At 67.1% G+C, this 22893-nt stretch carries 24 protein-coding genes and 1 tRNA gene; 20 read left to right on the top strand and 5 right to left on the bottom strand.

Annotated features, from left to right (window positions below; all coding sequences use genetic code 11):
- Positions 1-40 precede the first annotated feature (40 nt).
- On the top strand, positions 41-2314 hold the full coding sequence (locus LZ686_RS02660) for an FdhF/YdeP family oxidoreductase (RefSeq protein WP_349546906.1): 2274 nt from the start codon (positions 41-43) through the stop codon (positions 2312-2314).
- Here LZ686_RS02660 and LZ686_RS02655 read toward each other — a convergent pair.
- The gene (locus LZ686_RS02655; protein WP_349546905.1) at positions 2218-2799 is read right to left on the bottom strand and encodes a MarR family winged helix-turn-helix transcriptional regulator; all 582 of its coding nucleotides are present in this window, start codon (positions 2797-2799) and stop codon (positions 2218-2220) included. The two genes, LZ686_RS02660 and LZ686_RS02655, sit on opposite strands and share 97 nt — an antisense overlap.
- Positions 2800-2957: 158 nt before the next feature.
- Here LZ686_RS02655 and LZ686_RS02650 point away from each other — a divergent pair, with 158 nt between their 5' ends.
- The gene (locus tag LZ686_RS02650) at positions 2958-4145 is read left to right on the top strand and encodes a hypothetical protein (protein WP_349546904.1); all 1188 of its coding nucleotides are present in this window, start codon (positions 2958-2960) and stop codon (positions 4143-4145) included.
- Positions 4142-5389: a Zn-dependent hydrolase gene (locus LZ686_RS02645; protein ID WP_217845703.1), complete on the top strand. Its 1248-nt coding sequence runs from the start codon at positions 4142-4144 to the stop codon at positions 5387-5389. The genes LZ686_RS02650 and LZ686_RS02645 overlap by 4 nt, the downstream gene beginning before the upstream one ends.
- On the opposite strand, the gene LZ686_RS02640 is transcribed toward LZ686_RS02645, so the two are convergent.
- Positions 5386-5958, bottom strand: a complete 573-nt coding sequence (locus LZ686_RS02640; protein ID WP_240542430.1) for a retropepsin-like aspartic protease family protein — start codon at positions 5956-5958, stop codon at positions 5386-5388. The two genes, LZ686_RS02645 and LZ686_RS02640, sit on opposite strands and share 4 nt — an antisense overlap.
- Positions 5955-6575, bottom strand: coding sequence for a MarC family protein (locus tag LZ686_RS02635; RefSeq protein WP_045998899.1), 621 nt, complete (start codon positions 6573-6575; stop codon positions 5955-5957). The genes LZ686_RS02640 and LZ686_RS02635 overlap by 4 nt, the downstream gene beginning before the upstream one ends.
- Before the next feature lie 195 nt (positions 6576-6770).
- Here LZ686_RS02635 and LZ686_RS02630 point away from each other — a divergent pair, with 195 nt between their 5' ends.
- The 14 genes from LZ686_RS02630 to LZ686_RS02565 all read left to right on the top strand — a co-directional run bounded on the left by LZ686_RS02630 (position 6771) and on the right by LZ686_RS02565 (position 17398).
- A complete protein-coding gene (locus LZ686_RS02630) occupies positions 6771-7037 on the top strand; it encodes a twin-arginine translocase TatA/TatE family subunit (RefSeq protein ID WP_045998900.1) in 267 nt (88 codons plus the stop codon).
- Positions 7038-7065: 28 nt separating this feature from the next.
- Positions 7066-7557, top strand: a complete 492-nt coding sequence (gene tatB / locus LZ686_RS02625) for a Sec-independent protein translocase protein TatB (protein WP_127898799.1) — start codon at positions 7066-7068, stop codon at positions 7555-7557.
- The gene (gene tatC / locus LZ686_RS02620) at positions 7558-8418 is read left to right on the top strand and encodes a twin-arginine translocase subunit TatC (protein ID WP_349546903.1); all 861 of its coding nucleotides are present in this window, start codon (positions 7558-7560) and stop codon (positions 8416-8418) included.
- The gene (locus LZ686_RS02615; protein ID WP_127898798.1) at positions 8415-9254 is read left to right on the top strand and encodes an ATP-binding protein; all 840 of its coding nucleotides are present in this window, start codon (positions 8415-8417) and stop codon (positions 9252-9254) included. Before tatC ends, LZ686_RS02615 begins: the two co-directional genes overlap by 4 nt.
- A 3-nt stretch (positions 9255-9257) precedes the next feature.
- Positions 9258-10547, top strand: coding sequence for a short-chain fatty acyl-CoA regulator family protein (locus tag LZ686_RS02610; protein ID WP_349546902.1), 1290 nt, complete (start codon positions 9258-9260; stop codon positions 10545-10547).
- A gap of 63 nt (positions 10548-10610) precedes the next feature.
- Positions 10611-10970 (top strand): response regulator transcription factor, encoded by a 360-nt coding sequence (locus LZ686_RS02605; RefSeq protein ID WP_045998904.1) that lies wholly within the window; start codon positions 10611-10613, stop codon positions 10968-10970.
- Complete coding sequence (locus tag LZ686_RS02600; protein WP_127898796.1) at positions 10970-11245, top strand: hypothetical protein; 276 nt, start codon at positions 10970-10972, stop codon at positions 11243-11245. The genes LZ686_RS02605 and LZ686_RS02600 overlap by 1 nt, the downstream gene beginning before the upstream one ends.
- Complete coding sequence (locus LZ686_RS02595) at positions 11235-13880, top strand: sensor histidine kinase (protein WP_127898795.1); 2646 nt, start codon at positions 11235-11237, stop codon at positions 13878-13880. The genes LZ686_RS02600 and LZ686_RS02595 overlap by 11 nt, the downstream gene beginning before the upstream one ends.
- 61 nt (positions 13881-13941) lie before the next feature.
- Positions 13942-15051 carry a FliM/FliN family flagellar motor switch protein gene (locus tag LZ686_RS02590; RefSeq protein ID WP_217845708.1) on the top strand — a complete coding sequence of 370 codons (1110 nt, stop codon included), beginning with the start codon at positions 13942-13944 and terminating at the stop codon, positions 15049-15051.
- A gap of 87 nt (positions 15052-15138) precedes the next feature.
- Positions 15139-15357, top strand: a complete 219-nt coding sequence (gene infA, locus LZ686_RS02585) for a translation initiation factor IF-1 (RefSeq protein ID WP_036636451.1) — start codon at positions 15139-15141, stop codon at positions 15355-15357.
- Between the two features lie 40 nt (positions 15358-15397).
- Positions 15398-15997: a Maf family protein gene (locus LZ686_RS02580; RefSeq protein ID WP_349546901.1), complete on the top strand. Its 600-nt coding sequence runs from the start codon at positions 15398-15400 to the stop codon at positions 15995-15997.
- On the top strand, positions 15994-17049 hold the full coding sequence (locus tag LZ686_RS02575) for a ribonuclease E/G (protein ID WP_349546900.1): 1056 nt from the start codon (positions 15994-15996) through the stop codon (positions 17047-17049). Before LZ686_RS02580 ends, LZ686_RS02575 begins: the two co-directional genes overlap by 4 nt.
- Entirely contained in the window at positions 17049-17210 is a 162-nt protein-coding gene (locus tag LZ686_RS02570; RefSeq protein WP_127898792.1) for a DNA gyrase inhibitor YacG, read from the top strand. The genes LZ686_RS02575 and LZ686_RS02570 overlap by 1 nt, the downstream gene beginning before the upstream one ends.
- 112 nt (positions 17211-17322) lie before the next feature.
- A tRNA-Phe gene (locus LZ686_RS02565) sits at positions 17323-17398 on the top strand.
- A 309-nt stretch (positions 17399-17707) separates the two neighbouring features.
- On the opposite strand, the gene sciP is transcribed toward LZ686_RS02565, so the two are convergent.
- Complete coding sequence (gene sciP / locus LZ686_RS02560; protein WP_349546899.1) at positions 17708-18016, bottom strand: CtrA inhibitor SciP; 309 nt, start codon at positions 18014-18016, stop codon at positions 17708-17710.
- A gap of 205 nt (positions 18017-18221) precedes the next feature.
- On the bottom strand, positions 18222-18383 hold the full coding sequence (locus LZ686_RS02555; RefSeq protein ID WP_164871441.1) for a hypothetical protein: 162 nt from the start codon (positions 18381-18383) through the stop codon (positions 18222-18224).
- A gap of 222 nt (positions 18384-18605) precedes the next feature.
- Here LZ686_RS02555 and LZ686_RS02550 point away from each other — a divergent pair, with 222 nt between their 5' ends.
- From LZ686_RS02550 to LZ686_RS02540, 3 genes are all read left to right on the top strand, one after another.
- On the top strand, positions 18606-19355 hold the full coding sequence (locus LZ686_RS02550) for an SDR family oxidoreductase (RefSeq protein ID WP_349546898.1): 750 nt from the start codon (positions 18606-18608) through the stop codon (positions 19353-19355).
- 391 nt (positions 19356-19746) lie between these two features.
- On the top strand, positions 19747-20538 hold the full coding sequence (radC, locus tag LZ686_RS02545; protein WP_045999578.1) for a RadC family protein: 792 nt from the start codon (positions 19747-19749) through the stop codon (positions 20536-20538).
- Between the two features lie 814 nt (positions 20539-21352).
- Positions 21353-22870 (top strand): coiled-coil domain-containing protein, encoded by a 1518-nt coding sequence (locus LZ686_RS02540; protein WP_349546896.1) that lies wholly within the window; start codon positions 21353-21355, stop codon positions 22868-22870.
- The last annotated feature ends 23 nt before the right edge of the window (positions 22871-22893 follow it).

Genomic DNA, 22893 nt, shown 5'->3' with positions numbered 1-22893 from the left:
GGGCGGTGCGCCGCCCCCGAACCCCTGACAGGAGCCAGACATGTCCGACGACCAGCCCAAGACCGACGACCGCGTTTTTTCCTATGACGGCCCCGTCGGGGGGTGGGGATCGGCAAAGGGGATGGCCCAGGTGGCCCGTGCCGCAAAGCCGGGGCCAGGCGCGTTGGAGACCTTGCGCGGCCAGAACAAGGCGGGCGGCATGATGTGCGCATCCTGCGCCTGGGGCAAGCCGCCCAACCCGCATGTCGTCGAATTCTGCGAGAACGGCGCCAAGGCGACGTTGTGGGACCTGACCTCGGAGCGCTGCGGGCCCGACTTCTTTCTGGACCACACGGTGGCCGAACTGGCCACCTGGTCCGAATACGATCTGGAGATGGCGGGACGGCTGACCCACCCCCTGCGCTATGACGCGTCCAGCGACCGTTATCTGGAAACCACGTGGGATGAGGCCTTTGCCGAGATCGGCCAGGGCCTGCGTGCGCTGGACCCCAAGACCGTGACATTCTATGCCTCCGGCAAGGCGGGGCTGGAGGCGTCGTTCCTCTATGGGCTGTATGCGCGTGCTTATGGGCATGTGAACCTGCCCGACAGCTCCAACATGTGCCATGAGACGACATCCGTGGGGCTCAAGACCGTTGTCGGATCGCCGGTCGGCACCTGCGTGCTGGAGGATTTCGATCATTGCGACATGATCCTGCAGATCGGCCAGAATCCCGGCACGAACAGCCCCCGCATGCTGCACCCGTTGCAGCAGGCGGCCAAGCGCGGCTGCTGCATCGTCGCCATCAACCCGCTGCGCGAGAAGGGTCTGCTGGAATTCGCAAACCCGCAAAGCCCGTGGCAGATGACCGTGGGCGCACCCACCGAGATCGCCGACCGCTATCTGCAGGTGCGCGCGGGCGGCGACATCGCCGCATTGACCGGTATCGCCAAGCATGTGCTGGCGTTGGAACGCAGCCAGGGCAGCGTGCTGGATCATGACTTCCTGAACAGGCATGCACATGGGTTGCAGGACTGGATGGATTGGGTCGATGCGACCGACTGGACCGAACTGGAGGAGGTCAGCGGCCTGAACCGCGCCGCGATGGAGGGGATCGGTGCGATCTATGCCCGGTCGCGTGCCGTGATCGGCGTCTATGGCATGGGCCTGACGCAACATGTCCATGGGTCGGACGCCATCGGCGCACTGGTCAACCTGCTGCTGTTGCGCGGAAATATCGGGCGCAAGGGTGCGGGTTGCAGCCCGGTCCGTGGCCATTCCAACGTCCAGGGGCAGCGCACCGTCGGCATCACCGAAAAGCCCGACCTTGTCCCGAACGACCGCCTGCGCGCGCTGTTCGACATGCAGCCGCCGATGGAGGAGGGGTGGAACACCACCGCCTTCGTCGAGGCGCTGCTGGAAGGGCGGGCCACAGGGTTCGTGGGCTTGGGCGGCAACCTTGCGCGCGCGGTGCCCGACACCGATCGCGTGGCCGACGCCTGGCGGTCGATGCCGTTGACCGTCCACGTGGCGACGCGCCTGAACCGCACCCACCTGATGCCGGGACAGGCGTCCTGGATCCTGCCCTGCCTGGTCCGGGCCGAACAGGACATGCAGGGTGGCGTCAACCAGCAGGTCTCGGTCGAGGACAGCTTCAGCCATATCCACGGATCGATCGGCAATCGCACGCCCGCCAGCCCGCATCTGCTGTCCGAGACCGAGATCGTCGCCCGGATGGCCGACGCGACCCTGGACCCCAACCCCAAGATGCCCTGGAGGCATTGGGCAGGCGATCATGCCCGCATCCGCGCGTTGATCGAGGCGGTCTATCCCGATGATTTCCGCGATTTCGAGACCCGCATGAACCAGCCGGGCGGATTTTATCGCGACAACGCCGCCCGCAACCGCGTCTGGAAGACCGAGAGCGGCCGCGCGCAGTTCACGCGACCCGCCGATCTGGACGCGACCGGCCTTGGCGCGCAGGAAGGCGTGTACCGCCTGATGACGCTGCGGTCGAATGATCAGTTCAACACCACCGTCTATGGCATGTCCGACCGCCTGCGCGGGATCGAGGGCGACCGGATGCTGGTCATGATGTCGCCCGACGACATGGCGGCGGCGGGGCTGGCCGCGGAGCAGCGCATCACCCTCACCTCGGCCGCCGAGGACGGGATCGCGCGGCGGGTCCAAGGGCTGCGCGTCATCCCCTATGACATCCCGCGCGGCTGTCTGGCCGGCTACTTTCCGGAGCTGAACCCGCTGTCGCCGCTGTCGCGCGGGGATCTGGCATCGGCCACCCCGGCGTCCAAGGGCATCCCGGTCCGCCTGGCCTGATCGGGCATCACCTGTGATGTCACCAGCAGTGGTCCCGCGGCGATCTTTCGGCACAATGCCAGAAAGGTCGCCCGTTCCCCGGCATCCAGCACGCCGAACATTTCGTCCTGACGCAGCCTTGCGGTCTGGCGGATGGTGGCCAGCAGGTCGGACCCGTCCGGGGTCGGATACAGCCGCTTGGCCCGCGCATCCTGAGGGCAGGGACGCTGTTCGATCAGGCGGCGCGCCTCCAGCAGGGCCAGTGCGCGGCTGACGGTGTTCTGCGGGCGCGGGAACAGTTGCAGCAGATCTCGTGCCCGGAGTCCCGGAAAGCTGACCGTCGCCAGCAGCGCGGACCAGCATTGCACGGGCATGTCGTGGGCACGCTCGATATGGCGGTTCGTCACCTGGTTGTTGGCCAGCACGACATAGCTGATCGACAGCAGCTCTGACAGGTCGCTGTCCAGCAGCTGCGCCAGCATCGCATCGGGGTCGTCGGTCTGCATCGGCTCCTCCGGTCGTGGCCGTCGCGCGGAGGCGACGATTGACCGTTGCACAATACATCCAGATGGATCAATTGTAACGCGCATCACGGCCGGCGCGCGGGGTTTGTTGCGTCATGCGGCCGCTCTTTGACAGATCCTGATCCGAAAGGCTTGGACCCATGCCGCAATTGCTGGCCTTCTCCATCTTGGCGCTGATCCTGTGGATCGGCGATGTCGTCTCGACCCGGACGCGGTCCTGGCTGCCGTCGGTCTTCGTCTGCGCGATCCTGTTTCTGGTGGGCTACTGGACCTTCTTCCCCCAGGACATCGTCCAGGTCGCGGGATTCCAGACGCCGATCGTCTTTCTGGCCATGTACCTGCTGATCACCAACATGGGGACGCTTCTGTCCTTCGCCGAACTGGCACGACAGTGGCGCACCGTCGTCGTGGCATTGGCCGGAATCGGCGGCATCGTGGCGCTGCTGTTCACCTTGGGCGTGATGCTGCTGGACTGGCAGACGGTGGTCGTGGCGACGCCGCCGCTGGTCGGCGGGGTGGTCGCGTCGCTGATCATGTCGCAGGCGGCGGCGGACGCGGGCCTGCAGGCGCTGTCGGTTCTGGCGATCCTGATCTATGTGATGCAGGGCTTTGCGGGCTATCCGCTGACCGCCATCATGCTGAAGCGCGAAGGGCGGCGCGTTCTGGACCTGCACCGCGCGGGCCGCTGGCACGGAACGGCACCGGTGGCCGACAGCGCCGATGCGCCGATGCCGCCGCGCCTGTTCGCGCGTCTGCCCGCCGCCTATGACACCGTCTACTTCAAGATGCTGCGGCTTGGGGTCGTGGCCTTTGCGGCCTGGGGCCTGTCCGAACTGGCCGCGCCGGTCGTCACCATCAGCCCCTTCGTGCTGTGCCTGGTCTTCGGCGTCATCGCGACGTCGGTCGGTTTCCTGGAGCGTGAGCCGCTGCGCAAGGCCAATGCCTTCGGCTTTACCGTGTTGATCCTGATGGTCTTCATTTTCGACGGGCTGAAGCGCGCAACGCCCGAGATGCTGGGCCAGCTGGCCGTGCCGCTGGTCACCATCATCGCGATCGGGCTGGTGGGCATGTACATCGCGTCCTGGATCGTGGGGCGCCTGCTGGGCATCACGCCCGCGATGGCCTTTGCCTGCTCGCTGACCGCGCTGTACGGGTTTCCCGCCGATTACATCATCACCAAGGACGTCATCGACACGCTGACCGACGATGCCGCAGAACGCGAGGCATTGACCGCGCATCTGCTGCCGCCGATGCTGGTCGCGGGCTTTGTCACGGTGACGATGGTGTCGGTCGTGCTGGCAGGTTTGTTCGTGGGGCTGATCGGATGACAGGATTTGCGGATGCACGCCGGATCGAGGCGCTGATCGAGGGCATCGACCGTTTCAACGCAACCCCCGGCAGGGGTACGACGCGGCTGACCTACAGCCCCGAATACCGCGCCGCGCGCGATTTCGTGGCGGGCCAAATGGTCGAGGCCGGGCTGGAGGTCCGAGAGGACGCCGTCGGCAACGTCTTTGGCCGGCTGGAGGGCAGGCGCCCGGATCTGGCGCCGATCCTGGTCGGATCGCATCTGGATTCGGTGCCCAACGGCGGGCGGTTCGACGGCCCCGCGGGCGTCGTGGCGGGGATCGAGACCGCGTTCCTGTTCCGCGACCTTGGCCTGCAGCCGGATCGCCCCGTCGAGGTGGTGGCCCTGATCGAGGAGGAGGGCACCCGCTTCGGCGGCGGCCTGTTCGGATCGCGGCTGCTGACCGGGCAGGTGGACCCGGCCGGTCTGGACGACCTGCGCGACGATGCGGGCGTGTCGGCCGCGCAGGCGATGACCGATTACGGACTGGACCCGGCACGGGCGGGGCAGGCGGCCCTGGCGCCCGGATCGGTGCATGCGTTTCTGGAACTGCATATCGAACAGGGCCCGGTGCTGGAAACCGAGGGTCAGGACATCGCCATCGTCGACCGCATCGTGGGGCTGGCGCAGCTGCGCGTGACCGTGCGCGGTCAGGCGGGCCATGCCGGCACCACGCCGATGGATCAACGCCGCGACGCGCTGACGGGCGCGGTCGGCATCCTGTCGCTGCTGCCCGATCTGGCGCGGCAGGTGGGGCGGCAATCGGTGCTGACCGTGGGCAAGATGGAGGTGCTGCCCGGTGGTGCAAATGTCATTCCCGATCTGGTGACCTTCACCGTCGATCTGCGCGCCCCCGCCGAGGAGGACGTGCTGCGCCTGATCGAGATGGTGCAGGGCGCCGTGGCGCATGCGCAGGGCAACGGCCTGACCGCCCAGGTGGAACGACAGCTTTATGCCGCGCCCACGCCGCTGTCGGGTCAGATCCACGCGGCCCTGTCCGCGCAGGCCGAGGCGCTTGGCGTGTCGCATCGGGTCATGGTCAGCGGCGCGGGCCATGACGCCATGATCATGGCGGGTTTCGCGCCTACGGGGCTGATCTTCGTGCCAAGCCGGGGCGGCATATCGCATGCGCCCGAGGAATGGACCGACTATGCCCAGCTGGCGCGCGGCATCGACGTGATCTTTGCCACCATCCGCCAGATGGCCGGCGCGATGCCGCGCTAGCGTTCCAGGATCAGCAGGTCGCCCTCGAAGCTGACACGGGCAAAGCGGCGCAGATAGGACATGCCCAGCAGGCTGTCCTGCAGCGCGCTGTCGATCACCACGGCGCGCACGTCGCGGTCCACCGCATCGCCGATGGCGAATTCGGCGATCGTCACGGGGGCCGTCGCCACACGGCCGTTGGCCGTCACCGCCTGGCCACCAAAGCGCAGCGTGTCGGGGTCCAGCCCGATCGCACGCGCATCGTCGCGGCTGAGCGCGACGCTGGTGGCGCCGGTGTCCACGATGAAGTCGATGGGCGTGCCGTTCAACACGGCCTCCAGGTGGAAATGGCCGCCGGGGCCTGCGGGAACCTCGATCCGGGCGCCGTTTTCCAGCACCTGCTGGCGGGGGCCATAGGTCTGCTGCCACCAGTCGTATCCGGCGGCCAGACCGGCGATGATCACCGCCCACATCAGCAGCGCGCGCAGGGCGCGGCCGCCCCGGCCCGCGAATTCGAACACCATCGCGCCGCCGATCACGACCAGCAGCATCGCATAGAAGGCCAGGCGGGCGATGTCGTCGCCGCTCACCCGAACAGGCCCGATCCGCGCAGCCCGTCGATCACGAACTGCACCGAAAGTGCCGCCAGCAGCATGCCCAGCAGCCGGGTGACGACCATCACCCCCGTGCGCCCAAGGGCGCGCGCCAGGGGCGTCGCCAGCGCGAACAGCACCATGCAGATGCCCAGCACGATCAGCATCATCAGGTGGACCATGACGACATGACCCACGCCCTGGTTCTCTCCGACCAGAAGGATCATGGTGGCCAGCGCGCCGGGCCCGGCCAGCAGCGGCATGGCCAGCGGAAAGACCGAGGGGTCGTGGCTGGGCTGGTCTCCGTCGGCCTGGCCCTCGCGGCGTTCGGTGCGGCGTTCGAACAGCATGTCCAGCGCGGTCAGGAACAGCAGCAGCCCCCCCGCGATGCGGAAGGCCGAGATAGAGATGCCGATCGCCGACAGGATCGCATCGCCCGTCAGGCCGAACAGCGTCAGCAGGACGGCGGCGATGACCAGCGACCGCGCGCCAATGCGGCGACGTTCCGCCCCCGACTGGCCGGGGGTCAGCGCGATGAAGATCGGGGCCAGGCCGATCGGGTCGATGACCACGAACAGGGTGACGAAGGCGGTCAGGTACAGCTGCAGGTCCATGCGGCCCTTATCGCGTGCCGCGCCGCCCCTGCCAAGCCGGGACGCGCCGTCAAAATCGCGTCATCGCAGGCTGCGCCGGAGGGGGGCGGGGCTTTATCGCGCCGGGTGGGCTTTCAACGGCTGCGGACTGGGCCTATAGTTGGTTGCAGTCCTTGAAATCAGGTCAACGGCCTGACACCGGTACGGAGAACTGAAATGCACGCACCGTCCCCCATGGCCCTTCTGGTCATCGCCATCGTCGTCCTCGTCCTGTTCGGACGCGGCAAGGTTTCGTCCCTGATGGGCGAATTCGGCAAGGGAATCACCGCCTTCAAGAAGGGCCTGAACGATCCTTCCGCCGAACAGACCGCCGACAAGCCTGCGGCAAGCCTGGACACCCCGACCCAGCCTGTCGCACCGGTCCACACCGTCCCGGGCACCGATGCACGCGACGTGACGCCGCATACCGACACCCGCACCTGAACCGTGCGCCCCAAGGTCGAGTTCCCGAATGCTTGATATCGGCTGGAGCGAGTTGCTGCTGATCGGGGTGGTCGCGCTTGTCGTCATCGGCCCCGAGGATCTGCCCAAGCTGTTCCATACGCTTGGGCGGCTGACCTCGCGCGCCCGGTCGATGGCACGCGAGTTCACCAGCGCGATGGAGGATGCGGCCAAGGCCAGCGGCCTGGACGACGCGGCCAAGGGGATGAAGAACCTGTCCTCGATGACCTCGAAGAACAGTCGCGGCCTGGACGCGCTGGATCGCGCGGTCACCAAGTTCGAGAAGTGGGACCCCAAGACCAACATGGGCCAGCGCATCCAGCCAGACCCCGCGGCCCCGGTCGCGGACAAGGGCGCAGATGCGGCCATCCCCGCGGCGCCCGCCGCGCCGACGGTCCAGCCTGCGAACACGGCCACCCAGCCTGCCGCCGACGTGGCGCCCAATCCCGATTCGCGCCGACGCATCTCCGGCGTGCGGCGGACGGACACGAAGGACCTGTAAGTGTCAGCGCATACCCCGATCGACGACGATCTCGACGGCAGCTCGGCCCCCCTGATCGAACATCTCAAGGAACTGCGCACGCGGATCATCTGGTCCGTGCTGGCCCTGGTCGTGGCGATGATCCTGGCCTATCTGGTCTGGAACCCGATCTACAACTTCCTGACCCGGCCCATCTGCGCCGCGCTGGAGGAGCGGGGCCAGGAATGCGGCCTGATCCTGCTGAAGCTGCAGGAAGGCTTCTCGGTCGCGATCCGCATCGCCTTCTTCGGCGGGTTCATCCTGTCGTTTCCGGTGATCGGGTATCAGCTGTGGCGCTTTGTTGCGCCGGGCCTGTACAAAAGTGAACGCCGCGCCTTTCTGCCCTTCCTTCTGGCATCGCCCATCATGTTCGTGCTGGGCGCCGCCTTCGCCTATTACGTTATCCTGCCGATGGTCTTCGCGTTCTTCCTGGGCTTTCAGCAGGGTCCGCTGGCCCTGCCGGACGATCCGGCGGCCGTGGCGGGCGAGGGAAGCCGACTGGCCGGCATCGTGTTCCAGGGTTCTGTCAGCGAGTATCTGACCCTGACCACGCGGTTCATCTTGGCCTTTGGCCTTTCGTTCCAGCTGCCCGTCGCCTTGGCGCTGCTGGGGCGGGCGGGGCTGGTGTCGTCGCAGTCGCTGGCCAACACGCGCCGCTATGCCGTGGTGATCATCCTGACGCTGGCCGCCTGCCTGACGCCGCCCGATGTCGGCAGCCAGTTGGTGCTGTTCTCGGTCGTCTATGGCCTTTACGAGATCTCGATCCAGATCGTCCGCCGCATCGAGGTGGTGCGCGAGCGTGACCTGCGGGCCCAGGGCCTGTGGATCGAGGATGACGAATGACGGCTGCGCTGACGCGCATCGCCGATGCGCTTGAACGGCTGGCCCCGCCGGCCGTTCCGGTGCCCCGGTTCGACGAGGCGACCGCCTTTGTCTGGCAGGCCGACCCTGACCGCCTGGTGCCGGTGGCGCATGTGGCCGGGGTTCCGCTGGACCAGCTGATCGGCATCGATCGGTCGCGGCGCACGCTTCTGGACAACACGCTGCAGTTCGCGCGCGGCCTGGGGGCGAACAACGCCCTGCTGTGGGGAGCGCGCGGCATGGGCAAGTCGTCGCTGGTCAAGGCGGTCCATGCCGAGGCCGTGGCCCAAGGCCTGCCGCTGGTCCTGGTCGAGATCGCCCGCGACGACCTGCATTCGGTCGGACGGCTGCTGGCGATCCTGGGCGCCGCACCCGAGCGGCGCTTCGTGCTGTTTGCGGACGATCTGTCCTTCAGCCACGACGACACCCAGTACAAGTCGCTGAAGGCGGTGCTGGATGGCGGGATCAGCGGGCGGCCCGCGAACGTGATCCTCTATGCGACCTCGAACCGCCGCCACCTGATGCCGCGCGAGATGATCGACAACGAACGCGCCAGCGCCATCCACCCCGGAGAGGCGGTCGAGGAAAAGGTGTCCCTGTCCGACCGCTTTGGCCTGTGGCTTGGCTTTCATCCCTGCGACCAGGACCAATTCCTGGCGATGATCGACGGCTATTGCGCGGCCTATGGGCTGTCGGTCGACCCCGATGAACTGCGCGCGCAGGCGATCGAATGGCAGGCCACGCGCGGTGCGCGATCGGGACGCGTCGCGTGGCAGTTCTTCACCGATCTTGCCGGGCGCCACGGTCTGGCGGTCTAGGCCGTGCCCGCGCGCGCAGCCACCGTCCTGACGGGGACGCGGATCCGGGAACGCCGCCTGGCGATGGCCCGGCGCCAGGCCGACATCGCGCGCGCCGTGGGCATTTCTCCCGCCTATCTGAACCTGATCGAACACAACCGCCGCCCCGTCGGCGCCGACCTGATCGCCCGCCTGGCCGAGGTTCTGGAGGTTCCCCCCGACGAGCTGGCCGAAGGCCGCGAGGAGGTCCGCATTGCGGCCCTGCGCGAGGCCGCGGCCCATCCCGTCGCCGTGGGCACCGTGCCGGAACTGGACCAGATCACCGAATTCCTGGCCCGCTTTCCGGGCTGGTCGGGCCTTTTGATCGCCCATGCGCGGCGGGGCGCCGGATTGGAACGGCAACTGGTCGACCTGTCCGACCGCATGACCCGCGATCCCTATCTGCTGACCACCCTGCACGAGGTGCTGTCGGCGGTGACCTCGGTCCGCTCCACCGCGGCGATCCTGGTCGAGGAGGGCGAGATTTCCGCCGAATGGCGCCAGCGGTTCCATGCGAACCTGCACCAGGACAGCCAGCGCCTGTCGCTGACCGCACAGGCCCTGGTCGCCTATCTGGACAGCTTCGAGGCCGAAGGTCAGGCCACCACCCCGCAGGAGGAGGTCGAGGCCTGGCTGGCCGAACCCGGCGTTGCGGACCCCGATCCGGGCGATCTGACCTCGGATGCGGCGCGGGCGATGGCCGCGGATCTGTTGGCCGGGATGCTGGACGACCGGGACGCGCTGTCGGACCGCGCGCTGACCGAGGCGATCCCCGCGGCGGGCACGCCGCCCGACCCGGTTCGGCTGGCCGCGCGGCTTGGCCAGCCCCTAGACTTGGTGATCCGGCGGCTGGCCGATCTGCGCCCCGAGGGGTTCCAGGGCGCGGGCCTGCTGGTCTGCGACGGATCGGGGGTGTTGACCCTGCGTCGCGCCGCGCTGGGATTTGCGCTGCCACGGCCTGGTGACAGCTGTGCGCTGTGGCCGCTGTATCACGCCTTGGCGGTGCCGCAGGTGGCGCTGGCACGGATCGTCGTCACCCCGGACGGGCGGGCGTTCCGCACCCTGTCCTTTGCGCAGCGCCGTCAGCCCCTGGGCCTTGACGGCCCGCTGCTGACCGAGGCGCTGATGCTGATCCTGCCGTTCGACGGACCGCCCCCCGACGATGCGCTGCCCATCGGGCCCGCCTGCCGGATCTGCCCGCGTGCCGACTGTCCGGCGCGCCGCGAACCCTCGATCCTGGTGCCGCAGGGCGGGCAGGCGCAAAGGTCCCTTTGACACGGGGCCGTGATCCGGCCCATGATCCGCCCCGGCCCGCCGGGCCGCACGCGGGGAGGGCGGATGCAGCCGGACATCCTGATGATCGAGGACGAGCCCAACATCGCCGAGGCGGTGCGCTTCATCCTGTCGCGCGAGGGGTGGTCGGTCGACCTGCATCCCGACGGCGCCGGCGGCATCGAGGCGATCCTGGCCGCACGCCCGCGCCTGGTGATCCTGGACCTGATGCTGCCCAACCGGTCGGGGACCGAGATCCTGCAGGATCTGCGCGCCGCCGATGACGCCGACCTGGCCGCGACGCCGGTGCTGATGCTGACTGCGCGGGGGCAGACCGGCGATGACGGCGCGCGGGCGGATGCAGTGCTGGCCAAGCCTTTCGACAACCAGGAACTGCGCGCGACGGTGCGCCGGATGCTGGCCTGATGCCCGACCGGCCGCTGTTTCTGGAACGCGCCTCGTTCCATCGCCGCCGCCTTGGCGATGCGGCGCGGGTGCTGCCGGTGATGACGATGATGCTGCTGCTGGTGCCGGTCTGGTGGATGCCGGGCAGCCTGTCCTATGCCGGGGGCGCGGTCTGGCTGTTCGGCCTGTGGGCGGTGCTGATCGTGGTCATCCGCGCGCTGCACCGCGCCCTGCTGCGGGCAGAGGCCGCGACCATGCGCGCCGAGGCACCGACGGGGGGCCCCGATGCCCTTTGAGGCGCTGGTCGGCGCCTGCCTTGCCTATGTCGCGCTGATGTTCGGGGTCGCCTATGCCGCCGACCGGGCGGCGGCGCGCGGGCATGTACGCTGGCTGGACCATCCGCTGGTCTATACGCTGTCGCTGTCGGTCTATTGTTCGGCATGGACGTTCTATGGCGCGGTGGGCTATGCGTCCCGGTCCGGGCTGGAGTTCGCGACGATCTATCTGGGACCGACGCTGGTCTTCACCGGGGCGTGGTGGGGGCTGAGGCGGCTGGTGCGCGTGGCGCGGATGCATCACGTCACCTCGGTCGCGGACCTGATCTCGGCCCGGTTCGGGAAATCGAACCGGCTGGCGGCCATCGTCACGCTGATCGCGGTCATCGCGTCGACCCCCTATATCGCGCTGCAGCTGCAATCGGTGCGCCTGTCCTTCGACATCTTCGCCACCGACGTCCCCAACGGTGCCGATGCGGGCGCGATGGGGGGGACGGCACTGTGGGTCGCGGCGGGGCTTGCGCTGTTCACCATCCTGTTCGGCACCCGCAACCTTGCGGCGGATGAACGCCACCACGGCGTCGTCACGGCGATCGCGCTGGAGGCGGTCGTGAAGCTGGCGGCCTTCGTGGCGCTTGGACTGTTCGTGGTCTGGGGGCTGGCCGACGGGCCTGCGGACATGCTGGCGCGCATCGCCCGTGCCGCGGCCGATCCCGACGTGGCGCAGGGCTGGCTGCTCAAGCCCGACCGCTGGACCGCGCTGATCCTGGTGTCCGCCGCCGCCATCCTAACCCTGCCGCGCATGTTCCAGGTCATGGTGGTCGAGGCCGCGGACGAGGAGCGCCTGCATGTCGCGGGCTGGGCCTTTCCTGCCTATCTGTTCGTGATGTCGCTGTTCGTGCTGCCCATTGCGGTGATGGGGCGTGAACTGCTGCCCGCGGGGTCGGACCCGGACCTCTATGTGCTGACCCTGCCCGCGGCGGCGGGCCAGGACATGCTGGCGCTGCTGGTGTTCCTGGGCGGGTTTTCTGCGGCGACGTCGATGGTCGTCATGTGTGCGATCGCGGTCGCCACGATGGTGTCGAACCACTGGTTGGTCCCCGCCTGGCTGGCGCTACGCCGCATCCCCGCCCCGGACGAGACCGACGATCTGCGCGGCTTCGTGCTGAACGCGCGGCGGGTCGCGATCCTGGCGGTGGTCGCGGCGGGCTGGGTCTATCACCAGGCGTCGGGGGGCACGGCGGCACTGGCCGCGATGGGGCTTGTGGCCTTCACCGGCATGGCGCAGGTGCTGCCCGCGATGCTGGGCGGGCTGTTGTGGCGCGGCGCAAACCGCAAGGGCGCCTATGCCGGCATCGGCACAGGATCGGTCCTGTGGATGGCGCTGATCTTCCTGCCGTCGGTGGGGGTGGGGGGCGATCTGCCGGTGCCGCCGGGGGTCGATCCCTGGACGGCCGCCGTGGCGCTGTCCCTGACGCTGAACACGCTGGCCTTCATCGGAGTGTCTATCTTCGGGTTCCCGGACCCGGTGGAACGCCTGCAGGGCCTGTCCTTCGTGTCCGCAGTCGAGCCGATCCGCCACAGCCGCATGCTGCGCGCCGACGACCGGGCCGAGCCGCTGTTGGCCATGGCGCGGCGGGTCTGGGGCCCGGACGCCGCGCTGCGCTATTTTCAAGCCGAGGCGCGGGCGCAGGGCAAGACGGGCTATCTGCCCGACCTGACGCCCCGGTTCCTGACCCGGCTGGAGCGGCGGCTGGCGGGGTCGATCGGGTCGGCCACGGCGCATGCGATGATCGACCGCGTGGCGGGGGGCGTCGCGCTGACGGTGGCCGACCTTCTGCAGGTCGCGGACGAGGCGCAGCGCGCCAAGGAGGAGACGCAGCGCCTTGAGGCCGCGCAGGCCGAGCTGACCCGCACCGCCCGCCAGCTGCGCGAGGCCAATGACAAGCTGACCGCTCTGTCGGTCCAGAAGGACGCCTTCCTAGGCCAGATCAGCCACGAGCTGCGCACGCCCATGACCTCGGTCCGGGCGTTCTCGGAGATCCTCAAGGAGCCCGACCTGACCGCCGAGGAGCGCGGCAAGTTCGCAGGCATCATCCATGACGAAGCCGGCCGCCTGACGCGGCTCTTGGACGACCTTCTGGATCTGTCCGTGCTGGAAAGCGGGCGGGCGCAGCTGACGATCTCGGTCGCGAACCTGCACGACCTGATCACGCGCGCGCTGGCCGCGGCGTCGGCCACGCGGCCCGAACGCGGCTTTCTGATCGACCGCGACCTGCCATCGGAACATCTGGGCCTGATCACCGATGCGGACCGCCTGCTACAGGTGCTGATCAACGTCATCAGCAATGCGCGCAAGTATTGCGATGCGGCGCATCCGGTGCTGATCATCCGCGTCCGTCATCCGGAAGGCGGCGGCGCGGTCATCGACATCGTCGACAACGGCAGCGGCATCGACAGCGGCCGCCAGACGCTGATCTTCGAGAAGTTCGCGCGTCTGAACGACCCCGCCCGCGCGGGTGGCGCAGGCCTGGGGTTGGCCATCTGCCGCGAGATCATGCTGACCCTGGGCGGCGACATCAGCTATCTGCCGGGGCAGGGGGGTGCGGCGTTCCGCATCCAGCTGCCGGCGCGGCCGCCGGTGCCCTCCGGTTAACCCTTTCTCAATCCTGACGGTCCATTTTGAACAGGCAGCGACAGCCTGATTCGGACGTGACATGACCCATGCAGACCCCGCCACCCAAGCCCCTGGCGTCTTGCGCCGCATGCTGCAGGCGCGCGCGCAGGTCAGGCTGGGCCAAGGCGGGGCCCCGCAGCTGCCCGCATCTCCCGCGCCGACCCCGGCCCGCGCCGCCGCCACCGCGATCGGACGCGCCGCCGACCGGCTGTACCAGCTGCCCGTCCGGGCGCTGTCCGTCCAGCCCGGCGCGCTGACGCTGGCAGAGCTGCCGGAGCTGCTGCCGGAACTGCCGCTGGTCGTCGTGCTGCAGGGTCCGGGCGATCTGCTGGGCGCAATCGCGCTGTGCCCGCAGGCGGTGGCGGCGCTGGTCGAATGGCAGGCCCTTGGCCGCGTGACGTCGCGCGGGCTGGAGCGGCGCCGACCCACCCGCAGCGACGCGCTGCTGTGTTCCGACTTCATCAACGCCCTGCTGACAGAGCTGACTGCCGAGATGGAGGGGGTCGAGGGGTTCGAGGCCGTCGGCGGCTATCAGTTCCTGACTCATCTGGACGATCCCCGGCCCCTGTCCCTGATGCTGGAGGATCGGCCGCTGCGCAGCCTGTCGTTCCACCTGGCGATGGGGGCGCCCGACATGCGCGAGGGACGCGTGCTGCTGGCCTTGCCGCAGCCCGCGAACCAGGCGCGTCCGCGCCCCGATGCCGCACCTGTCGCGGCCCCGGCGCCGCCGGTCGCCGCCCCCGTTCGGGTCAGCCTGGCCGCGGCGATGCAGGACGCCCCCGTCTCGGTGACCGGCGTGCTGTGCCGCAAGCGCGTGTCGCTGGCCGAGCTGCGGGGTTTTCTGGACGGGCGGCTGCTGAGCCTGCCGCGCACCTGTCTGACACAGGCCACGCTGGAGACGCAGGACGGCCAGGTCCTGGCCACCGGAAAGTTCGGCGAGGCCGAGGGATGCCACGCGATCCGTCTGCGCGACCCCGCGTCGGCGGCGACAGATGACGGCATGGTCCCGGTGATGGGCCAGGCAGCCGCGATGATGGCGGCGCATGCCCCTGGCGACCTGTCCCAGCCCGACCCGTTTCGCGCCCAGGGCCTGTCGATTGACGACCTGGGGCTTGCCACGGGCACCGACCTGACGGCGCTGCGCGGCTGACCGGGCGCTTTTTCCTTGAATTCCCCGCATTCTGGTCGCATGTAACGTCGGTCCCGAATCTGACGGGATGACAAGAACGGAGTGACCATGGCCAAGGAAGAAATGCTCGAATTCCCCGGCGTCGTGAAGGAACTCCTGCCCAATGCGACATTCCGGGTCGAGCTTGAAAACGGCCATGAGATCATCGCGCATATGGCAGGCAAGATGCGCAAGAACCGCATCCGTGTTCTGGCCGGCGACAAGGTTCAGGTGGAAATGAACACCTATGACCTAAGCAAGGGGCGGATCAATTACCGCTTCAAGTAAGCCGTCCCCCGGGACGGCCGACACCACCGGAGGCCGCATGATGGCCGATACGCCCCCCAGGCTGATTTTGGGATCAGCCAGCCCGCGGCGGCTGGAACTGCTGGCCCAGATCGGGATCGTTCCCGACGCGCTGCGCCCCGCCGATATCGACGAGACTCCCCGCAAGGCCGAACCGCCCCGCGACTATGTCCGCCGCATGGCCGCCGAAAAGGCCGCCGCGCTGGATCTGGCCGAGGGCGAGGCGCTGCTGACCGCCGACACCACCGTGGCCGTGGGCCGCCGCATCCTGGGCAAGCCCGCCGATCGGGACGAGGCTGCGGCCTTCATGCGGCTGATGTCGGGGCGCCGCCACGTCGTGCTGACCGCCATCGCGCTGCGCCACGGATCCCACACCGCCCTGCGCCTGGCCGAGACCAAGGTCCGCATGCGATCGATCGATCCGGCCGCGCTGGAGCGGTACCTGGATGCGGGCGACTGGCACGGCAAGGCGGGCGGCTATGCCATCCAGGGGGCGGCGGCCGCCTTCATCCCGTGGCTGGAGGGGTCGTTCTCGGCCGTCGTCGGCCTGCCTCTGTCGGAAACCGCCGCCATGCTGGCCGCGATCGGCATCCATCCCAAGATCAAGGAAGACGCCCGATGAAGGGTCGCCAAGTCGTTCTGGGGCATCTGTTCGGCGTCGAAGCCGCAGCCCTGATGCAGGACGGTCAGCTGATCGACCTGCTGGTGGCCAGCGATCCGCTGACCGCGCTGGCGCCCGGCGCGATCTGTCGTGCCTCGACCGACCGCTTCATGAAGGGGCAGGGCGGCGTGTTCCTGCGCTTGCCGGATGGCCAGACGGGCTATCTGCGCGATCGCAAGGGCGTGTCCGAGGGCAAGCCGCTGCTGGTCCAGGTCGCGGGCGTGGCCGAGGACGGCAAGGCCGTGCCCCTGTCCACGCGTCTGCTGTTTCGCGGCCGTCACGCGCTGGTTACGCCGGGCGCGCCGGGGGTCAACGTGTCGCGCAGCATCCGCGATGAGGATCGCCGGGATGAGCTGGCGGCGATCGGCCGGGCGTCCTTGGGCGATCGCGATCATGGCCTGATCCTCCGCAGCGTCTGCCTGGACGCGGAGGACGACGACATCCGCGCGGAGTTGGACGACCTGATCGAACTGGCGGATCGCGTCTGCGCCGAAACCGCGGGCGCGCCGGAACTGCTGCTGGACGCGCCCACGCCGTGGGAGCAGGCGTGGATGGACTGGGCCGAGCCCGCCCCCGACGCCGTCGAGGAAGGCGAAGACAGCTTTGATCGCTGCGGCGTGCTGGACGCCGTCGATGCGCTGCTGTCTTCCCGCGTCGTACTGCCGGGCGGCAGCGATGCGCATGTCGAGGCGACCCGTGCGCTGGTCGCGGTCGACGTGAACACCGGCAACGACACCTCGCTGGCCGCGGGACTGAAGGCGAATATCGCACTGGCCCGCGAACTGCCCCGGCAGCTTGCGCTGCGCGGTCTGGGCGGACAGATCGTGGTCGATTTTGCGCCTATGCCAAAGCGAGACCGCGCGACGCTGGATCAGGTCCTGCAGGGGGCCTTCCGGGGGGCTGGGTCGGAAACGACCTTGGTCGGTTGGACCGCCATGGGTCTCTACGAATTGACGCGCAAGCGTGACCGCGTGCCGCTGGCACGACTGGCCTCCGCAAGCGGGGATGCGTGATGGCCTGCCCGATCTGCAAGAAGGACAGCCAGCCGCAGTATCGCCCGTTCTGTTCCAAGCGGTGTGCGGATGTCGACCTGGCCAAGTGGCTTCGGGGTGCCTATGTCATCCCCGGCCCGCCGCTGGAGGACCTGCCGCGCGATGATGCCGGTGACGACTAAGCAGCGCGCCGAAAAGCGCCGCAGGTCGTCGAAAAACCGCAGATTCGGTCTGGACAGTTCTGCCGTCGCTTCGTAAACACCGCCTACCCAAGACCCGCCAGGGTCCACCGGGGCCCGGATAGCTCAGTTGGTAGAGCAGCGGATTGAAAATCCGCGTGTCGGCGGTTCAAATCCGTCTCCGGGCACCAATAACCTCACTATTCTCAGCCAATTAACGCATATCGGCTGTCGGCATTTTGCGCTTTAATGTGTTTGTGACTGCCTAGGGTATACTACGAACACCGTAAGTAATCTGCAAATTAACGCCGCGACGAATGTACGTCCGTTGGAAACGGAAGGCACTCCTTTGCCGCATCACGCGGTCGGTGCCAAACTACACGTCGACCCCTGAGTAGCTGGAGATGACTTGTCGAGCAAATGCTATGCCATTTGGCACAACGTAACCGTCGATGAAACAATCGCAAGACCGATGCTCAAGCCGATGCTGACCTTTGCAGCTAGTCCGCAGAAGTATCAGTCGATTGATCAGATTGTGGCTGACGGTACTTCAGCAGTGCGGTCACCGTCAGGGCTGCCTTTCCACGAGCCGCGCTGGCACGGCACCACGAGTTGAACTCGTCGTCCGACAGGCCATAGCGCCGCAATGCATCATCCTTGTCGATCAGTCCGTGCAGCACGGCGAGCACCACTGTCTGCTTGCGCGAGGCAACCCAACGCGTGTCGGCATCGGGCAGATCGGCGACGCTGAGGATGCTGCCGTCATCGATCGTGACGGTGCGGAGGCGGGATGACTTTCGAATGAACATGATGAACCTCTTACGCGACAATAGATGGACAGGCGTGCAGTGGGCAGGAAGGGAAGTCGGCGGGCCCACGCATTGTCTGGATTGTGACAGGCTGCGATTGGATCACGAATATGACGGCACACGGAACTAGCATGCCGCGTGATGTGACTTATCGTCTATATTCTAAAGGCATGTCAGTTATGTCGATTGAGCCTACTGACTGGGCTCAGCCTGCGCGGAACACGCCCCAGGTGACGGCCTGGTGCTGCAGCCTGTCGCGAAGGTCGCGGAACTCTGCGTTGTGGGAATAGGCGCCGATGGCGGAAAGGATCATCGCCAGGTCTTTCGCCGAAACGACGGGACGCAGATCGGTCTGGTTCTGGTGCATGGGAAAAATCCAACTCAATAAACTATACAAATTTAACTAGCCGACACCCGCCGTCCTGAGAACCTGCCTTTTCGCACAGGTTGTGACACCTGCTCTGCGAAATTCCTACGATTGCATGGCGCAGGCGGCTTGGGATGCACGCAGCGGTGCAGTAATGTCATAGTCTGGTGGACCGGCTTGCTGGCCGTGTCCGTGAGACTGATGGCAAGGCAGGAGTGAGGAATGGTCGATCTGAGGGGCAAGGCGGTTCTGGTGACCGGGGCAAGCCGGGGCATCGGTGCGGCGACGGCGCGGGTGCTTGCCGAGGCCGGGGCGCTCGTCGGCCTCATGTCCCGTGATGCACGCGCGATCTCAGCGCTGGCCGACGAAATTGGCGGCATGGTTTTGGAAGGCGATGTCGCACGTGCCGCCGACATGGAACGGGCGGTCGCGTCCTTCTGTGATCGCGCGGGCCGGTTGGACGTCCTGATCAACAATGCCGGTGTCATCGGACCGATCGCCGGCATGTCCGATGCCGATCCGGATGCCTGGGGACAGGCCATCGACATCAACCTGAAGGGCGTCTTTCACGGGATCCGTGCCGCACTGCCGGTCATGCGGTCAGCCGGCGGCGGGACCATCCTGACGGTGGGGTCGGGCGCCGCCCATGCTCCTCAGGAGGGGTGGAGCGCATATTGTGCCAGCAAGGCAGGCGCATTGATGCTGACGCGCGCGGTGGATCAGGAGGCGCGGGCGGACGGCGTTCGGGCGATCAGCCTGTCGCCGGGTACCGTGGCGACAGACATGCAGGCGGCGATCCGCGACAGCGGCGTCAATCCGATCAGCCAGCTGGACTGGACGGTGCATATCCCGCCGGAATGGCCCGCACGTGCACTGCTGTGGATGTGCGGGCCGGATGCGGATGCGTTTTTGGGTGCCGAGATCTCGCTGCGCGATGAGGCCATCCGGCGGCGTGTGGGCCTGATCTCCTGAGCGGCACAGAGAGCGACGATGCAGTCCTGTGCGAGAGGTGTTGATCCTTTGCGGCAGCACCAACTGCGGGAACGAAAAGCACGTCATGGCTTGAGCAATCGGCAACAAGTTTCCCGCAGATAGCCCCCGGATTCGGAAGCTGTCGCGTTGCCCGTTAAGGATTGATTTACCTTATTTGCGCAATGTGTCCGGCTGAGGGCCTGGATTGCGTGACACAATCACCGGGCATCGCATTTCGATACGACGGGGGCGCATCATGATCTGGGATCGAAGCGGCAAGGTGCAGGTGTCGCAGACGGAGGAGGCACGGGATACGGTCGAGCTTCTGGTCCGGTCGCCGGGCGGGTTCTCCGAAGAGGCGCTTAAAGGTCTGGCCGACCTCGAGGCCCGCATGCCGCCCCCCGAGGCGGTGACCGAGCCCGCGTTCACCAGGTCCTTCCGCATGACGGACCGGCTGAAGCCCGATGCCGCGGCGGGCGGCGGGCTGGTGACAGGGACGGACGGGACCGCCCGGCCGCATTACTGGGGTCATCGTGAACGGCTGCGGACCCGCTTTCTGGAGGGCGGTCATGCGCCGATGCCCGATTACGAGATGCTGGAGCTTTTGCTGTTCAATGCTGTGCCCAAGATCGACGTCAAGCCCTTAGCCAAGCGCCTGCTTGCCACATTCGGGGATCTGAACGGAGTCGTCGCCGCATCCGAACATCGCATCCGGCAGGTCGAGGGCGCGGACCGTTGGGTCTATCTGCAACTGCGGCTGGTGGACGCGTTCGCGCAACGGATGGCCCAGGCCAAGGTTCTGCAGCGCGAGGTGCTGTCGTCCTGGCAGGCGCTGATCTCCTATTGCCGCACCTGCATGGCCTATCGCGAGACCGAACAGTTTCGGGTGCTGTTCCTGGATCGCAAGAACACGATCATCGCCGATGAGGCCCTGGGCAGCGGCACCGTCGGGCACGTGCCGGTCTATCCCCGCGAGGTGGCCAAGCGCGCCTTGGAGCTGAACGCAAGCGCCGTGATCCTGGTCCACAACCACCCTTCCGGCGATCCGACCCCCAGTGATGAGGACATCACCATGACCGCCCGCGTCGCAGCGGCCTGTGAGGCGATCGATGTCTCGGTCCACGACCACGTCATCATCGGCAAGGATGCGGAGGCGTCATTCCGGGAACAGGGGCTGTTGTAGTCATTCGGGTGTCGGCTGCCGCCAAGACCGGTCGTACTGCGCCGTATCCAATCGATATGATGCCAACGGCGGAACCGAGCAAGGGCATAATTGGATCGACTTGGTATTGGTCGAGTAACGGAAAGGACCCGTCCGAATCGGACGCGGTTCCCGTGATAGGAATCGGTTCTGGGCTGGTCGGCGTGGCCACGGCGCGCCGGCTTGTCGGTAGACCATTATGTCAGGTATTGGCTGGATAAGTCTCAGAACTGACGCTCGCTGCCGTCATTTTGTCGCGCAGGGAACAGGACAGTTTCGTAACATCATAACCTGTCCTACTTGCTTCATTGCTCCGCAAGAGAATGTGCAGATACCGAGGAGGGACATGACTGTCCGTGCGTCTATAGCATGGTACCTAGGCTTAATAGAACCTGCGGCTCTGCCGCCAAGTTCGCGGACAGATTTCTCTACTCCGAAATAGTCATCTCGCATCTCGTAGAGCTGAAGTTTCAATGCATGCAGAAGCTCGTGCACTGCCCGTCCTTGACAGCGTAGGTTTTCTCGTGTCGCGGCGCCATGTACGTCCATAAACACGGTGTTCCGATTAGGCGATAGCGCGCCGGATTTGCACGGTTAGTGACTCAGATGCGCTGTGCGCTACCAGGAGCGTTTGCGGGGATTTCTCTACAGATGAATCCCCGCGTCTGGGCTGGCCAAACTTGACAATCCGTCATGTGGCTTCATTATGAAACTACGGAGGATTTTAATTGTGTTCGTGTTTTCTCGTGTTCCGATAGCCGCTCTGGCAGCGGTCGGCTTTATGGGGACGGCTCCCTTGGCATCGGCGCAGGCGACGCCGGATGACCTGGCCGCGCAGGCGCAGGCCTTGCGTCAGATCATCGCGCAAATGGAGCTTGAGGCTGCCGAGCTGGAGCCTCAGGTCGAGGCAGCGCGCACGGAGCTGAGCGACCTGACGGCCAGGATCGAGGCGGCGACCGGCCAGCTTGCGCAGGAGCAGGAGAGCCTTGCCGGCGCGCAAGAGAACCAGGGCACGGTTCAAAGCGGCACCGAGAGTGCAGAGATGCAGGAAGCTGATCTGAGAACCCGGATCGCGGCGGCTGAGGCGGAACTTGAAGAACTGAACACCACCCTCGAAGCGCGGCGCGCCGAGGCGGAGGAGCTGGCTCAACGGACGGAAGATCTTCGCGTGACCGAGCAGGAGCAGGCACAGAGACTTGCCGTGCTTGAGGAGGAGATAGCAGCCGCCACCGCCAGCCGTGTCGAGATGACCTCTGCGCGGCAGGAGATTGAACCGCAGCTTGACGCGATGCGTGTGGAGCTGGCCGATCTGACAACGCGTCGCGATGCGATGCAGGCGGAATTGGAGCGGTCCGAAAGCCTTTCTGCAGAGGTTGCGGAGAGACAGGAACAGGCTGCTGCCGTCGAGGCACAGCTGGCCGCCGCGCAGGCTGAACTGGCTGAGCTGACGACACGTCGCGACGCGGCGCGGGCGGAACTGGAGCAATCCGAAGGCCTCTCTGCACAGGTTGCAGAGCGGGAGGATCAGATGGCCGCCGCTCAGGCCCAGTTGGACGAAGTTCAGACGGAACTCTCGGAATTGACTGCCCGTCGCGATGCGATGCAGACGGAGCTTGAGGAGGCGGAAGGCCTCTCCACGCAGGTTGCGGAGCGAGAGGAGCAGGCTGCCGCTGCGGAGGCGCAGCTGAATGCGCTCCAGACGGAACTGGCAGAGCTGACCACGCGTCGCGATGCGATGCAGGCTGAGTTGGAGCAGTCCGAAAACCTCTCCGCGCAAATCGCGGAGCAGGAGGAACAAGCGGCCGCGGCCGTGGCCGAGTTGAATGCAGTGCAATCGGAACTGGCGGAGCTGACCACGCGTCGCGACGCGATGCAGGCCGAGCTGGACCGGTCCGAGAGCCTTGCCTCACAGATCGCCGCGCAGGAGGAGCGTGCCGCAGCGCTGCAGACGCAGATCGAGACGCTGAGCAGCGACCTGGCCGCACAGCAGGCTGAGCCGGGGCAGGCAGCCGCCCCCGAGCCGCCGACGGATGCGCCCGCCGAACCGGCCCCCGTGGCAACGCAGGAACCTGCGGCAGACGCGCAACTGGCGGTCACCGGTGACGACGGCTTGGCTCTGCAACCGCGGGACGCGGATCAGGTCAGCGCCATCCTGGCCACCACGCCCGGTCTTCCGCAATCACAGGCGTCGCGCGACCGGCTGCGCGACCTGCTGGTCGAAGGCCAGTGCACCATCGACGCGCTGCGCGAGGTCCAGAACCCCATCAACCGCCAAGCGTTGCTTGTCCTTCTGGCCGGGCTGGACGGATGCTGACATTCCTCAAGCGGAAAGAGACG

Source organism: Paracoccus sp. NFXS7 (assembly GCF_040148865.1).
Taxonomy (GTDB): Bacteria; Pseudomonadota; Alphaproteobacteria; order Rhodobacterales; family Rhodobacteraceae; genus Paracoccus; species Paracoccus marcusii.
This window is presented reverse-complemented; position numbering and strand designations above follow the sequence as displayed.

What these genes read in the sequence shown, in the direction of transcription:
- LZ686_RS02645 (WP_217845703.1), top strand. Translation starts at nt 4,142, where the DNA reads ATGACAGGATTTGCGGATGCACGCCGGATCGAGGCGCTGATCGAGGGC.
- sciP (WP_349546899.1), bottom strand. Translation starts at nt 18,016, where the DNA reads ATGTTCATTCGAAAGTCATCCCGCCTCCGCACCGTCACGATCGATGAC.
- LZ686_RS02575 (WP_349546900.1), top strand. Translation starts at nt 15,994, where the DNA reads ATGAAGGGTCGCCAAGTCGTTCTGGGGCATCTGTTCGGCGTCGAAGCC.
- tatB (WP_127898799.1), top strand. Translation starts at nt 7,066, where the DNA reads ATGCTTGATATCGGCTGGAGCGAGTTGCTGCTGATCGGGGTGGTCGCG.
- LZ686_RS02550 (WP_349546898.1), top strand. Translation starts at nt 18,606, where the DNA reads ATGGTCGATCTGAGGGGCAAGGCGGTTCTGGTGACCGGGGCAAGCCGG.
- LZ686_RS02615 (WP_127898798.1), top strand. Translation starts at nt 8,415, where the DNA reads ATGACGGCTGCGCTGACGCGCATCGCCGATGCGCTTGAACGGCTGGCC.
- infA (WP_036636451.1), top strand. Translation starts at nt 15,139, where the DNA reads ATGGCCAAGGAAGAAATGCTCGAATTCCCCGGCGTCGTGAAGGAACTC.
- LZ686_RS02590 (WP_217845708.1), top strand. Translation starts at nt 13,942, where the DNA reads ATGACCCATGCAGACCCCGCCACCCAAGCCCCTGGCGTCTTGCGCCGC.
- LZ686_RS02595 (WP_127898795.1), top strand. Translation starts at nt 11,235, where the DNA reads ATGCCCTTTGAGGCGCTGGTCGGCGCCTGCCTTGCCTATGTCGCGCTG.
- LZ686_RS02555 (WP_164871441.1), bottom strand. Translation starts at nt 18,383, where the DNA reads ATGCACCAGAACCAGACCGATCTGCGTCCCGTCGTTTCGGCGAAAGAC.
- LZ686_RS02660 (WP_349546906.1), top strand. Translation starts at nt 41, where the DNA reads ATGTCCGACGACCAGCCCAAGACCGACGACCGCGTTTTTTCCTATGAC.
- LZ686_RS02570 (WP_127898792.1), top strand. Translation starts at nt 17,049, where the DNA reads ATGGCCTGCCCGATCTGCAAGAAGGACAGCCAGCCGCAGTATCGCCCG.
- LZ686_RS02605 (WP_045998904.1), top strand. Translation starts at nt 10,611, where the DNA reads ATGCAGCCGGACATCCTGATGATCGAGGACGAGCCCAACATCGCCGAG.
- LZ686_RS02650 (WP_349546904.1), top strand. Translation starts at nt 2,958, where the DNA reads ATGCCGCAATTGCTGGCCTTCTCCATCTTGGCGCTGATCCTGTGGATC.
- LZ686_RS02580 (WP_349546901.1), top strand. Translation starts at nt 15,398, where the DNA reads ATGGCCGATACGCCCCCCAGGCTGATTTTGGGATCAGCCAGCCCGCGG.
- LZ686_RS02600 (WP_127898796.1), top strand. Translation starts at nt 10,970, where the DNA reads ATGCCCGACCGGCCGCTGTTTCTGGAACGCGCCTCGTTCCATCGCCGC.
- LZ686_RS02630 (WP_045998900.1), top strand. Translation starts at nt 6,771, where the DNA reads ATGCACGCACCGTCCCCCATGGCCCTTCTGGTCATCGCCATCGTCGTC.
- LZ686_RS02655 (WP_349546905.1), bottom strand. Translation starts at nt 2,799, where the DNA reads ATGCAGACCGACGACCCCGATGCGATGCTGGCGCAGCTGCTGGACAGC.
- LZ686_RS02635 (WP_045998899.1), bottom strand. Translation starts at nt 6,575, where the DNA reads ATGGACCTGCAGCTGTACCTGACCGCCTTCGTCACCCTGTTCGTGGTC.
- radC (WP_045999578.1), top strand. Translation starts at nt 19,747, where the DNA reads ATGCCGCCCCCCGAGGCGGTGACCGAGCCCGCGTTCACCAGGTCCTTC.